This window comes from Verrucosispora sp. ts21 (genome assembly GCF_002879555.1).
GTDB classification, from domain to species: Bacteria; Actinomycetota; Actinomycetes; order Mycobacteriales; family Micromonosporaceae; genus Micromonospora; species Micromonospora gifhornensis.
Genome location: NZ_PNOZ01000036.1, coordinates 1 through 13,395 on the forward strand (window position 1 = coordinate 1; position 13,395 = coordinate 13,395).

Sequence of the window (13,395 nt, forward strand, 5' to 3'; positions counted from 1 at the left end):
TGTAGTCGATCCGGTAGACCCCGGAGTTGTCGTTGTTGCCGCCGAAGCCGCTGCCCCACTCGATCATGTAGAGCGCACCGTCGGGGCCGAACTCGAAGTCCATCGGACGGATGAAGCTCATCCCGTCCAGCAGGCGGTTGATGTCCACCAGGGACTTGCCGTCCGCGGTGAGCTGCATGGTGTACATCCGCGACTGGTTCCACTCACCGAGCAGCGCCTTGCCGTCGAAGTACGCCGGCCACTTGCGGTCGGAGTTCAGGTCGGCGTCGTACCGGTAGACCGGGCCGCCCATCGGTGCGCCGCCGCCACCGATCTCGGGGAACAGCGGGTTGGCGGCGTAGCCGTAGTCGACAGTGGCCGAGACGGCCGGCGGCAGGTTGGTCAGGCCGGTGTTGTTGGGCGAGTCGTTTACCAGGTTCGCGCAGTCGAACTTGGCACCGCTCGGCCCGGACGGGAACTGGTAGTCGTTGTACGCCTTGTTCGCGCCGTGGCAGTACGGCCAGCCGAAGTTGCCCGGCTTGTCGATGATGTTCCACTCGACGAGACCCTCCGGGCCCCGGTTCGGGTTGGCGGAGTTGGCGTCGGGCCCGTAGTCGGCCACGTAGAGCACGTTCGTGGCGAGGTCGATGCCGATCCGGAACGGGTTACGGAAGCCCATCGCGTAGATCTCGGGACGGGTCTTCTCGGTGCCCGGCGGGAAGAGGTTGCCCTCCGGGATGGTGTACGTCCCGTCGTCCTCCGGGTGGATCCGGATCACCTTGCCGCGCAGGTCGTTGGTGTTGCCGGAGCTGCGCTGCGCGTCGTAGTCGGCGCGGCCGGGCCGCTCGTCGATCGGCGTGTAGGCGTCGGAGGAGAACGGGTTGGTGTTGTCCCCGGTGGCCAGGTAGAGGTTGCCGTCCGAGTCGAAGACCATCGTCCCGCCCGCGTGGCAGCAGGTGTTGCGCTGCGTGTCGACGCGCAGGACCTGCTTCTCGCTGGCCGGGTCGATCGAGTCGCCGGTGACGGTGAACCGGGACAGCAGGTTGCGCGCGATCCCGTCGTTCGGGGCGTAGTAGAGATACACCCAGTTGTTCGTGGCGAAGTTCGGGTCGAGCCGGATGCCGATCAGGCCGTCCTCGTTGCCGGTGAAGACGTCGAGGTCGAGGGCGGTGACGGTGCTACCGGTGTCCGGCTTGATGATCTGGACCCGGCCGTCGCGCTCGATGTAGAAGACCCGGCCGTCGGGGGCGATGTCCAGCTCCATCGGGTTGCTGGTGTTGCTGTCCAGCGTGACCTTCTCGAAGCTCGACGTCAGCGTGGCGCGGCAGTCGGCGCTGCTGACCCCGGCCGCGGTGCGGATGCCGCCGAGCAGATGCTGGAGGAACTCCGGCTCGGCGTACGACTCGCGGGTGTGGCCGCCGCCGGTGTACCAGGTCCGGCCGCCGTCGTAGTCCCGGCACCAGGCGATCGGGTGGTCGTGACCCATCGCGCCCGCGCCGGGGGAGTAGCTGCGCTCGTCGAGCGTGGCCAGCACGTGCACCTTGCCGCGCGGGTTGGTCCGGAAGTTGTACCACTCGTCGTAGCGGGACCAGCGCTCCGGCAGGTGGGCGGTGGACTCGTGGGCCGGGTCCTCCACCTTGACGGTGGCCGTCTGGTTGGCCGGGTGGTTGGCGAAGTACGCGCCCACCAGCTCGCCGTACCAGGGCCAGTTGTATTCGGTGTCGGAGGCGGCGTGGATGCCGGCGTAGCCGCCGCCGGCCTGGATGTAGCGCTCGAACGCCTCCTGCTGCTCGGCGTTGAGCACGTCGCCGGTGGTGGAGAGCCAGATCACCGCCTCGTAGCGGGCCAGGTTCTCATCGGTGAACGCGGCGCCGTCCTCGGTGGTGTCGACGGTGAACCCGTTTGTGGCACCGAGCTGCTGGATCGCGGCGATGCCGGTCGGGATCGAGTCGTGCCGGAAGCCGGCGGTCTTGGAGAAGACCAGGACCGAGAAGTCCTCGGCTGCGGCGTTCGCGGCGGGCGCGGCCTGCTTGACGGGGGCGCTCTGCGCGACGGCCTTTACGCTCGGCGCGGCCTGTGCGGCAGGAACGCCGACGAGGCCGGTCGCGGCGATGCCGAGGGTGAGAAGTGTGGCGGTGATGGGTACGCGGGCACGGGGTGGTCGGGACACTCCGGTCTCCTCTGTCCTTGCTGGACGGGGTCGCGGGGGCCGGCTCGCCGAAGACCGTCCCAGATGGAGCAGGTCCGGACACCTCGCCGGTGGTGTCCGTTCCAGCATTATGTCGATTCGCTGAACAAATTAGCCCCGCTGAAACGGTTTATGGCAACACTTCGATTGATAACGTTTCGGTAACTGCGCGTGACATTCCTGGTCAGTTCGCTCAAAGGCCGTATCTCCGACATGGAGCGGCCGGCCCGTACCTCCGGGTGGAGGTACGGGCCGGCCCCTGGCTGTCGGCTACCCGGGCGTGAGCCGGAAGTAGTCGAACGCCGCCGTCTTCGAGGCGGTCTGGTTGCCGCTGAGGGTGAACAGGCCCACCTTCGGAGTCGTGCCGACCGCGGTGCTCGTCAACGAGCCCAGGGTCGTCCAAGTCGTGCCGTCCGCCGAGTACGCAGCGGTGTAGGTGCTGCCGCTACGCGTCAGCCGCAGGTGCCAGATCCCCTGCGTCAGGCCGGTCGCCTGCGGTTGGGTGCTCTGCACCACCCCGCCGACCTCGCTGCGGAACTCGATCCGCCGCGAGATCGTCTGACCCGCCGCGTTGTCCGTGACGTAGTCGTACTTCAGGTAGTTGTCGTCGTCGGCGTACACCAGCAGACCGGCCTGCTGGTACTGCTCGTTGAGCAGGCTGCCGTCGACCCGGGTCTGGATCGTCCAGTTCCCGGCCGGGCTGTTCTGGAGGATGAAGTTGGTCGGACCGGTGTTGGTGGTGCCGTAGATGTCACCGTTCGGCACGTCGATGCGCAGCGCGCCGTCGGTGACCCGGTAGCGGGTCGCGTCCTCCCGCACGATGGCGTTCCACCGGCACTTCTCCAGGCTGCTGCCGGTGAACTCGTCCGAGGGCGTGGTGCTCGTGCCGGTGGTGGCCTCCGGGGTGATCCGGAACCAGTCGAACTCGGCGTTCACCACCGGCGCGGTGGTGCCGCCGTTGAGGGCGAACAGCCCGATCCGCGGGTTGGTGATACCGGCCAGGGCGGCGGACCGGCCGACCGGGGTGAAGGTCTGACCGTCGGTCGAGTAGGCCGCGGTCAGGTTCGTCCCGTCGCTCGTCAGTCGCAGATGAATGGTGTCACCGGTGGGAGCGGCGGTGGCGTCCGCGCTGTCGTTGCGCGGCGTCCCGGAGCTCTCCCGGATGAACTCCACCTTGCGGTTGCCGCCGTAGACCAGGTCCAGCTTGGCGTAGTTGTCGTCGTTGCCGTAGAGGATCAGGCCGGCCTGCTGGTAGTCGGCCCGGGCCGCGACGGTGACCCGGGTGGTCGCCTGCCAGGCCCCGCTGGGTGCGGGCTGGAGCACCAGGTTTGTCGCGTCGTTGCGGGTGCCGTACAGGTCACCCGCGGCGGTGGGCAGGCGTAGCGCACCCCCGGAGACCGAGAGCGACTGGTTGTCCCGCACCACGCCGCTCCACCGCTGACGATCCAGCGAGGTACCGGTGAACTCATCGGACCGTACTGGCCCCTGCTGCACCTGGCAGGGCTCGTTGCCCCCGGTCTCGTCGACCCGGATCGGCACCGTGGCCTGCGCCCGCGCGCCCCGGCTGTCGGTGACCGTCAGGGTGGCGGTGTAGGTGCCAGGCGTGGTGTACGTGTGGGTGGCGTTGAGCGTGGTCGCCGTCGCACCGTCGCCGAAGTCCCAGGCGTACGACAGCGGGGTGTCCCCGTCCGGGTCGGTCGCCGTACCGGTGAAGGTCACGGGCAGTGGCGCGGTCCCGCTGGTCGGGGTGCCCGTGGCGGTGACCGTCGGTGGGGCGTTGCCGCTCACACCGGGGCCGACGAAGTTCATCCAGTTGACGTTGAACAGGGTTCCGGTGCCCCGGTTGGGGTCCCGGGCGACGAAGAACAGCCCGCCCTCCGAGGAGGCGCCGTTGGGAATCTGCGCGGTGACGTCGGTGTACGTCTGCCACCCGCTGGTGCCGGCCACGGTGGCGGTGGTGATCAGTGGCCCGTCCGCGGCGCCGGCGCGTACCTCGATCCGGCCGCCGGAGGTGGCCGAGGCGACCCGGAACTGGATCGACGTGACGCCGGTCAGGCTGGCCGGGGTGACCGACCACCAGTCGCCGTCCTCGATCCAGCCGATGTTCTGCCCGCCGCCGGCGGTGTCACCGGTGGTCTCCTTCTCGACCCCGGCGGTGCCGCCGCCGGTGGCACCCGCCACCCGGCCGGTGGCCGAGAAGTACTCGGCCTCCTTGCGCTTGGGCTGGAGGATCTTCAGTGCCCGGCCGGTCTGCGGCTCGGCCCCGTCGGATCCGCCCTTGTCGGTGTAGGTCGCCTCCAGCACGGTGAAGACGTTGGCGTCCGCTCCGTGGCCGTCGGCGAGCTGGGTCTGCACCGTGCCGGTGCAGCCGGTGTGCCGCTCCAGCGGGTGGGCGTGCTCGTCGTGACCGAGCAGGACCTGGAGTTCGACGTCGGCGCAGTCGATCGTGCCGTCCTCCGGGTCGGTGACGCTGATGGTGTAGGCGACCTGGTCACCCCAGGCGAAGAAACCACCGTCCGGCGGGAACTCGATGGTGACGGTCGGTGCCGTGTTGCCGACGGTGATCGGCACGTTCGCCACCGCGGTCCGCCCCGCCGGGTTGGTGACCCGAAGCTGCGCGGTGTAACTGCCGGACCGGGTGTACGTGTGGGTCGGGTTGGCCTGGGTGGAGGTGCCACCGTCACCGAACGTCCAGGCGTAGGTGAGCGCCCCGCCGTCCGGGTCACGGGAGCCGGCGCTGGAGAAGCTCACGGCAAGTGGTGGCGCTCCCGAGGTCGGGTTCGCCGAGGCGACCGCGATCGGGGCACGGGCACCGGCGGTGTAGTCGATCCGGTAGACCCCGGAGTTGTCGTTGTTGCCGCCGAAGCCGCTGCCCCACTCGATCAGGTACAACGCGCCGTCGGGGCCGAACTCCATGTCCATCGGCCGGACGAAGGTCATCTGATCGAGGATCCGGTTGATGTCGACGAGCGTCTTGCCGTCCTTGCTCACCTGCATGGTGTACATCCGCGACTGGTTCCACTCGCCGAAGATCGACTTGCCGTCGAAGTACGCCGGCCACTGGCGGCGGGACGAGATGGTCGGGTCGAACCGGTAGACGGGGCCGGCCATTGGCGCTCCACCGCCACCGATCTCCGGGAAGCGGCTGTTGCCGCCGTAGCCGTAGTCGACAGTGGCCGGAATGGCCGCCGGCAGGTTGGTCAGGCCGGTGTTGTTGGGGGAGTTGTTCACCGGCGCGGAGCAGTTGAACTTCGCCCCGCTCGGGCCGGACGGGAACTGGTAGTCGTTGTACGCCTGGTTGTTGCCGTGGCAGTACGGCCAGCCGAAGTTGCCGGGCCGGTCGACGATGTTCCACTCGACCAGGCCCTCCGGGCCCCGGTTCGCGTTGGTGGTGGTGGCGTCCGGGCCGTAGTCGGCGACGTAGAGCACGTTGGTGACCGGGTCGACGCCGATCCGGAACGGGTTGCGCAGGCCCATCGCGTAGATCTCGGGACGGGTCCGCGCGGTGCCCGGGGCGAACAGGTTTCCGCTCGGGATGGTGTACGTCCCGTCGGCCTGCGGCCGGATCCTGAGCACCTTGCCACGCAGGTCGTTGGTGTTGCCGGCGGTGCGCTGCGCGTCGTAGTCCGACCGGCCGGAACGCTCGTCCAACGGGCTGTAGCCACTGGACTCGAAGGGGTTGGTGTTGTCCCCGGTGGCCAGGTAGAGGTTGCCGGCCGAGTCGAAGGTCATCGTCCCGCCCATGTGGCAGCAGGTGTTGCGCTGCGTGGGCACCTCCAGCACGACCCGTTCGCTCGACGCGCTGATCGTGTCACCGGTGACGGTGAACCGGGACAGGTAGTTGCGGGAGCCGCCCGCGCTCGGGGCGTAGTAGAGCCAGACCCATCCGTTGCTGGCGAAGTTGGGGTCGAGTCGGATGCCGAGCAGGCCGTCCTCGTTGCCGGCGAAGACGCTCAACCGCAGTGCGGTGACGGTCTGGCCGCTGTCCGGCTTGATGATCTGCACGCGGCCGTCGCGCTCGATGTAGAAGACCCGGCCGTCGGGCGCGATGTCCAGCTCCATCGGGTTGCTGGTGTTGCTGTCCAGCGTCACCTTCTCGAAGCTGGCGGCCCGGCCGGCGCCGCAGTCGGAGTGCACCACACCGGCCGCGGTCTGGATGCCGCCGAGCAGGTGTTGCAGGAAGGCCGCGTCGGAGAAGGACTCCTGGGTGTGCCCACCGCCGGTGTACCAGGACCGGCCACCGTCGTAGCCCTGGCACCAGGCGATCGGGTGGTCGTGCCCCATCGCCCCGCTACCGGGGCTGTAGCTGCGCTCGTCGAGCGAGGCCAGCACCTGCACCTGACGGGCGCGGGGGTTGGTGCGGAAGTTGTACCACTCGTCGTACCGGGACCACCGCTCCGGCAGGTGTCGGGTCGACTCGTGGGTGTAGTCCTCGACCTTCACGGTCGCCGTCTGGTTCGCCGGGTGGCTGTTGAAGTACGCGCCGACCAGTTGGCCGTACCAGGCCCAGTCGTATTCGGTGTCGGAGGCGGCGTGCACGCCGACGTATCCACCACCGGCGCGGATGTAGCGCTCGAAGGCCGACTGCTGGCTGGCGTTGAGCACGTCACCTGTGGTCGACAACCAGATGACCGCCTTGAACCGGGCCAGGTTGGTGTCGGTGAAGGCGCCGCCGTCCTCTGTGGTGACGACTGTGAAATTGTTCGCGGTGCCGAGTTGCTGGATCGCCCGGATGCCCGCGGGGATCGAGTCGTGGCGGAACCCGGCGGTCTTGGAGAACACCAGGACGGAGTACGGGTCAGCGGCGGCAGCGGCTGCGGTACGGCCGGCGGCCTGGGCGGCTGCGGGCCCGGCGATCGGAGCGGGCGCACCGGTCAGTACGAGTACGAGGGCGAGCAGCGCCACGGTCAGTAGACCGGGCGTTGCTCGTCGACGGCGGGTTCGGGGCACGAAAGTCTCCTCTTCCGGGTGGGACGGGTCGGAGCGGGCGGCGGTGACTACTCCGGTTCGGTCCGAGCGCTCGTACCTGACGGTGAGGGTCTGGCTGCCGAGGAACTGAGCCGATCATTCAATTTGTGTTTGTCGATCGGTGTCGGGCAAGACTCATTGATGTAACAGATTGGTAACGAGAGCTTGGGCAATTGGCATGAGTCACTGCATATCGGGGGTTTTTCCGGTCGCCGCGTCCCGGCGAGTCGGATTGACGCGGCTGCCCTCGGCCCGGCTCGTGCGGCAGGACGGGGGTTGGCGGCACAGCCGAAACAACGTACGGTGACACCCAACGAACCCACGGGAGCCCGGTGTACCGGGCTGAGAGGGGGGCTGCCAGCCCCCGACCGTCGAACCTGATCCGGGTAATGCCGGCGCAGGGAGGAGAGTTGCCGTGCCGTCCCTCGGACGACTGCATCTGATCACCGACACCCGCCCTGGGCGGGATGCGCTCGCCGTGCTCGCCGCCGCACTGCCGGTGGCCCACACCGAACTGGTCGTCCAGGTCCGGGTCGAGGACACCACCACCGACCGCGAGGCGTACGAGCTGACCCGGCAGGTGCTGGTGCTCTGCCGCCCGTACGGGGTCACCTGCCTGGTCAACGACCGGTTGCACGTGGCGCTGGCGGCCGGTGCGTCCGGCGGCCACGTCGGTGCCGACGACCTGCCGGTGGCGACGGCCCGGCGGGTGCTCGGCTCGGATGCGGTGCTGGGCGCCACCGCGCGCGAGCCGGTGTCGGCGGCCGAGGCCGTCGCCGCCGGCGCAAGCTATCTGGGCGTGGGCCCCTGCCACGCCACCACCACCAAGGACGGCCTGCCGCCGGCGATCGGCGTGGCGGGCGTCCGGGCGGTGGTCGAGGCGGTCACCGTGCCGGTGATCGCCATCGGGGGAGTGACGGCGGAGGACGTGCCTGTGTTGCGGTCCGCCGGCGTGTACGGGGTGGCGGTGGTCGGCGCGCTCTCCGGAGCCGCCGACCCCGCCCACGCCGCAGCCGAGTTCATGGATGCACTGGCGTGTTAACAAGGGGCCCTTCCTCTACCGGAGGCGTTAACAAGGGGCCCTTCCTTGCACCGCAGGTGACGGTGGTGGGGGCGGGGCCGATCGGGTTGGCGATCGCGTGGCGGTGCGCGGCACGCGGGCTGCGCGTCGTGGTGCACGATCCGGCGCCCGGCTCGGGTGCCTCGCACGTCGCTGCGGGCATGCTGGCGCCGGTGGCCGAGGCGTACTTCGGCGAACACGAGTTGACCGGGCTGCTCACCGAATCCGCCCGACGCTGGCCGGGCTTCGCCGCCGAGCTCACCGAGGTGACCGGAGTCGACATCGGATACCGGACCGAGGGCACCCTGATGGTCGGGCTCACCGCCGACGACCTGGCCGAAGCGCGCCGACTGTGGGCGTACCAGCAGGGGTTGGGTCTGCCGGTGACCCCGCTGCGCCCCTCCCAGCTGCGGGAACACGAACCGGCGCTGGCACCGCGGGTTCGCGGCGGCGCGCTCGCCGCCACCGACCACCAGGTCGATCCGCGCCGTCTGGTGCCGGCGCTGCGCCTCGCCGCCGCGCGGGCCGGCGCGATGCTGGTCACCGAGCCGGTCCGGCAGCTGTCCGAGCCGTCGGGCGGGGTGACAGTGGTCGCCGCCGGCTGCGGCGCCGCCGCCCTCACCGGGCTGCCGGTCCGTCCGGTCAAGGGCCAGGTGCTGCGGCTACGCACCCCCGACGGTGGCCCGCCGGGCTTCCGGCACGTCATCCGGGGGTACGCCGACGGCGAGCACGTCTACCTGGTCCCGCGCGAGTGCGGTGAGGTGGTCGTCGGCGCCACCGTCGAGGAACGCACCGACGTGGCGGTATCCGCCGGTGCGGTGCTGCGGCTGCTGCGGGCCGCCGTCGACCTGATGCCCGAGCTTGCCGAGTACGACCTGGTGGAGACGATCGCCGGGCTGCGTCCGGGCACCCCGGACAACGCGCCGATCCTCGGGCCGCTCCCGGGCCGACCGGACGTGCTGGCGGCCACCGGCCACCACCGGCACGGGATCGTGCTCACCCCGGTCACCGCGGATCTGATCACCGGCCTGATCACCGGGGAGGGGACGGACGACCCGCTGCTCACCCCGTTTCGGGCCGACCGGTTCCACCCGGACAGCAAGGAGGACGACCTGTGGAGTTGACGGTGAACGGCGTCGAGCGGGACGTGCCCGACGGTGCCACGGTCGCCGACCTGGTTCGGCAGGTCACCCCGCAGCAGCGCGGGGTGGCGGTGGCGGTGAACGGTGAGGTGGTGCCGCGTACCGGCTGGCCGGCGACGGCGCTGCGCGGTGGCGACCGGGTCGAGGTGCTCAGCGCCGCGCAGGGCGGGTGACCATGGACTCCGACAGCTTCGAGATCGGCGGTACCCGGTTCGGGTCACGGCTGATCCTCGGTACCGGTGGCGCGGCGAACCTGCACGTGCTGGAGCAGGCGATCCGGGCCTCCGGCACCGAGCTTGTCACTCTGGCACTGCGTCGGGTGGACACCGTCCCCGGTGGCTCGGGCGGTCTGCTGGATCTGCTGGACCGGTGCGGGGTACGGCTGCTGCCGAACACGGCCGGCTGCTACACCGCCGGGGAGGCGGTGAAGGTGGCGCACCTGGCGAGGGACGCGTTCGACACCGACTGGGTCAAGCTGGAGGTGATCGGCGACGAGCGCACCCTGCTGCCCGACGGGGTGGAACTGCTGCGCGCCGCCGAGGAACTCGTCGACGACGGGTTCACCGTGCTGCCGTACACCTCGGACGATCCGATCCTGGCCCGCCGGCTCGCCGACGTGGGCTGCGCGGCGGTGATGCCGGCCGGCTCGCCGATCGGGTCGGGGCTCGGGGTGTCCAACCCGCACCACATCCGGCTGATCCGGCAGAGCGTCGACGTGCCGGTGATCCTGGACGCCGGGATCGGTACCGCCTCCGACGCGGCGCTGGCCATGGAGTTGGGCTGCGACGCGGTGCTGCTGGCCAGCGCGGTGACCCGGGCCGCCGATCCGGTGGCGATGGCCACCGCGATGCGCCACGCGATCACCGCCGGTCGTCTCGCCGCCGGTGCCGGCCGCATCCCCCGCCGCTTCCACGCCCTCGCCTCCACCCCCGACGAAGGTCGCCCCGACCTGTGATCCCGCACCCTGGCGAGGGCGGCCTGTCGGGTTCCCCGACCGTCTCGGGGGTCGTGGTGCTCACCGACCGGCGGCTGGCCCGCAGGCCGCTTGTCGACGTGGTGGCGGCAGCCGTGGCCGGGGGCGTGCGCTGGGTGGTGCTGCGCGAGAAGGATCTGCCCCGCGCCGAGCGGTCGGCCCTCGCCGCCGAGCTGCGGCCGATCCTGACCGGGGCCGCCGGCACCCTCATCGTCGCCGGACCGGACCCCCTGCTGGACAGCAAAGCAGAGCAGAGGGGCAGGGGAGTAGGTGGTGACGGCCGGTTGGCGCTGCATCTGTCGGCGACCGACGCCGGCCCGCCGCCGGGCGCCGAACTGGTCGGCCGGTCCTGCCACGACGAGGCGGAGCTGCGCCGGCTGCGTACCGAGGACTACGCCTTCCTCTCGCCGGTCTATCCGACAAGCACCAAACCCGGGTACGGGCCGCCGCTGGGGACGGTGGGACTGGCCGCGCTGATCCGCCTGAGTCCGGTACCGGTGCTGGCCCTCGGCGGCATCGAGACACCAGCCCAGGTACGCGCCTGCGTGCGGGCGGGCGCGGTCGGCGTCGCCGTGCTCGGGGCCGTCATGCGGTCCCCCGACCCCCGACAGACCGCAGCCGAACTGACAAGCGCCTTCGCGGCGGCCATCGGGCAGCCGCGCGGCCTCACCATCGAGGAAGACAGATGACCCCGACGACCGTGCTCACCGTGGCCGGCTCGGACTCCGGCGGCGGCGCCGGCATCCAGGCCGACCTGAAGGTCTTCGCCGCGCTCGGCGCCTACGGCACCAGCGTGATCACCGCGGTGACCGCGCAGAACACCCGAGGCGTGGACGCCGTCCTGCCGCTGCCCCCGCAGACGGTCACCGACCAACTCGACAGCGTGCTGTCCGACTTCGCGGTACGGGCGGTCAAGACCGGAATGCTCGGTACCCCGGCGGTGGCGGGGGCGATCGCCGACGCCGCGGCGGCCGGGCGACTTCCGCAGCTCGTCGTCGATCCGGTGCTGGTGGCCACCAGCGGGCACCGGCTCGGCGTGGTGGCGGCGGTGGAGCGGCTGTTGCCGTACGCCCGGGTGGCGACGCCGAACAGCGCGGAGGCCGCGGCGCTCACTGGCGCTGCGGTGACGGACCTGGCGGAGATGACGACTGCCGCCCGGGCCCTGGCGTCCGGCGGACCGGAGTGGGTGATCGTGACCGGCGGTGACGTCGACACCGGCGGCGAGGCGCTGGACGTGCTGCACGGCCCGGACGGGACGACGGTGCTGCGGGCCCCCCGGGTGCCGACCCGGCACAGCCACGGGACCGGGTGCTCGTTCTCGGCGGCGACCGCGGTGCGGCTGGCGATGGGCGATTCGGTGCCGGTGGCGGTCGCCACCGCCAAGGAGTACGTGACCCGCGGGCTGACCGGCGCGCGGGCCTGGGAGTTGGGCGCGGGACGCGGCCCGTTGGACCACTTCGGCTGGTCCGCCTGAGCAGGAGGTAGTCATGCAGGTACGGCGCAAGGTGTACGTCGAGGGATCGCGGCCGGAGATCCGGGTGCCGTTCGCGGAGGTGGAGCTGACCGGGGACAACCCGCCGGTGCGGCTCTACGACACCTCCGGTCCGGGCTCCGATCCGCAGGTCGGGCTGCCCGCGCTGCGCGGGCCGTGGATCGCCGAGCGGGGAGATGTCGCCCCGGCACGCGGACCGGGCACCCCGCTGGCCGGGGCGGACGGGAAACGGCCGACCCAGCTCGCGTACGCCCGGGCCGGGGTGGTCACGCCGGAGATGGAGTTCGTGGCGATCCGGGAGGGCATGTCGCCCGAGTTCGTCCGGGACGAGATCGCGGCCGGGCGGGCGGTGCTGCCGCTCAACATCAACCACCCGGAGTGCGAGCCGGCCATCATCGGCAAGGCGTTCCTGGTCAAGGTCAACGCCAACATCGGTACCTCGGCGGTCAGTTCCTCGGTGGCCGAGGAGGTGGAGAAGCTGACCTGGGCGACCCGGTGGGGCGCGGACACGGTGATGGACCTGTCCACCGGCAAGCGGATCCACGAAACCCGCGAGGCGATCGTGCGCAACTCGCCGGTGCCGATCGGCACGGTACCGATCTACCAGGCGTTGGAGAAGGTCGGTGGCGACCCGGTCAAGCTGAGCTGGGAGGTGTTCCGGGACACCGTGATCGAGCAGGCCGAGCAGGGCGTGGACTACATGACCGTGCACGCCGGGGTGCTGCTGCCGTACGTGCCGTTGGCGGTGAACCGGGTGACCGGAATCGTCTCGCGCGGTGGGTCGATCATGGCGGCCTGGTGCCTGGCGCACCACGAGGAGAACTTCCTCTACACCCACTTCCGGGAACTCTGCGAGATCCTGGCCCGCTACGACGTCACCTTCTCCCTCGGCGACGGGCTGCGGCCCGGCTCGATCGCGGACGCCAACGACGAGGCGCAGTTCGCCGAGCTGCGCACGCTTGGCGAACTGACGAAGATCGCCTGGGAGTACGACGTACAGGTGATGATCGAGGGTCCGGGTCACGTGCCGATGCACAAGATCAAGGAGAATGTGGACCTTCAGCAGGAGTGGTGCCACGAGGCGCCCTTCTACACGCTCGGCCCGCTGACCACTGACATCGCGCCCGCGTACGACCACATCACCTCGGCCATCGGCGCCGCCATGATCGGCATGTTCGGCACCGCGATGCTCTGCTACGTGACCCCGAAGGAGCACCTGGGGCTGCCGGACCGCGACGACGTGAAGGCAGGCGTGATCGCGTACAAGATCGCGGCGCACGCGGCGGACCTGGCCAAGGGGCACCCGGGCGCGCAGGCCTGGGACGACGCGCTGTCCAAGGCGCGGTTCGAGTTCCGCTGGGAGGACCAGTTCAACCTCTCGCTCGACCCGGAGACGGCACGGTCGTACCACGATGCGACGCTGCCCGCCGAACCGGCGAAGACGGCCCACTTCTGCTCGATGTGCGGGCCGAAGTTCTGCTCCATGAAGATCACCCAGGATCTCAAGGAGTACGCCGCCCGGGGCATGAAGGACAAGTCCGACGAGTTCCTCGCCGCCGGTGGGCGCGTCTACCTGCCGCTGGCCTGACCTCC

At 70.6% G+C, this 13,395-nt stretch carries 9 protein-coding genes and 1 riboswitch; of the genes, 7 read left to right on the top strand and 2 right to left on the bottom strand.

Translation table 11 applies throughout. The features are described from left to right. The coding region (locus C1A38_RS16875) for a ThuA domain-containing protein (protein WP_199180229.1) at positions 1–2,149 on the bottom strand (2,149 nt) is incomplete at its 3' end. Positions 2,150–2,437: 288 nt separating this feature from the next. Further along, positions 2,438–7,117 (bottom strand): ThuA domain-containing protein, encoded by a 4,680-nt coding sequence (locus C1A38_RS32210; RefSeq protein ID WP_102658779.1) that lies wholly within the window; start codon positions 7,115–7,117, stop codon positions 2,438–2,440. A gap of 329 nt (positions 7,118–7,446) precedes the next feature. Beyond that, a riboswitch (TPP riboswitch) is annotated at positions 7,447–7,556 on the top strand. Between C1A38_RS32210 and thiE the strand changes: the two genes are divergently transcribed. The 7 genes from thiE (at position 7,551) to thiC (ending at position 13,390) form a co-directional block, all read left to right on the top strand. Then, positions 7,551–8,177 carry a thiamine phosphate synthase gene (thiE, locus tag C1A38_RS16885; protein ID WP_102658780.1) on the top strand — a complete coding sequence of 209 codons (627 nt, stop codon included), beginning with the start codon at positions 7,551–7,553 and terminating at the stop codon, positions 8,175–8,177. (Overlaps the previous riboswitch by 6 nt.) Continuing rightward, positions 8,171–9,319, top strand: a complete 1,149-nt coding sequence (gene thiO / locus C1A38_RS16890; RefSeq protein WP_102658781.1) for a glycine oxidase ThiO — start codon at positions 8,171–8,173, stop codon at positions 9,317–9,319. Before thiE ends, thiO begins: the two co-directional genes overlap by 7 nt. Further along, on the top strand, positions 9,310–9,510 hold the full coding sequence (gene thiS, locus C1A38_RS16895) for a sulfur carrier protein ThiS (RefSeq protein ID WP_013735919.1): 201 nt from the start codon (positions 9,310–9,312) through the stop codon (positions 9,508–9,510). Before thiO ends, thiS begins: the two co-directional genes overlap by 10 nt. A gap of 2 nt (positions 9,511–9,512) precedes the next feature. Beyond that, positions 9,513–10,292, top strand: a complete 780-nt coding sequence (locus C1A38_RS16900) for a thiazole synthase (RefSeq protein ID WP_102658782.1) — start codon at positions 9,513–9,515, stop codon at positions 10,290–10,292. Then, positions 10,292–10,999 (top strand): thiamine phosphate synthase, encoded by a 708-nt coding sequence (locus C1A38_RS16905; RefSeq protein WP_377678278.1) that lies wholly within the window; start codon positions 10,292–10,294, stop codon positions 10,997–10,999. The genes C1A38_RS16900 and C1A38_RS16905 overlap by 1 nt, the downstream gene beginning before the upstream one ends. Then, a complete protein-coding gene (thiD, locus tag C1A38_RS16910; protein ID WP_102658783.1) occupies positions 10,996–11,784 on the top strand; it encodes a bifunctional hydroxymethylpyrimidine kinase/phosphomethylpyrimidine kinase in 789 nt (262 codons plus the stop codon). The genes C1A38_RS16905 and thiD overlap by 4 nt, the downstream gene beginning before the upstream one ends. A gap of 13 nt (positions 11,785–11,797) precedes the next feature. Next, positions 11,798–13,390 carry a phosphomethylpyrimidine synthase ThiC gene (gene thiC, locus C1A38_RS16915; RefSeq protein WP_102658784.1) on the top strand — a complete coding sequence of 531 codons (1,593 nt, stop codon included), beginning with the start codon at positions 11,798–11,800 and terminating at the stop codon, positions 13,388–13,390. The last annotated feature ends 5 nt before the right edge of the window (positions 13,391–13,395 follow it).

Bases quoted from the DNA above. Each gene is read 5' to 3' on its own strand.
- C1A38_RS16900 (WP_102658782.1), top strand. From the start codon at position 9,513: ATGGACTCCGACAGCTTCGAGATCGGCGGTACCCGGTTCGGGTCACGG.
- thiD (WP_102658783.1), top strand. From the start codon at position 10,996: ATGACCCCGACGACCGTGCTCACCGTGGCCGGCTCGGACTCCGGCGGC.
- thiC (WP_102658784.1), top strand. From the start codon at position 11,798: ATGCAGGTACGGCGCAAGGTGTACGTCGAGGGATCGCGGCCGGAGATC.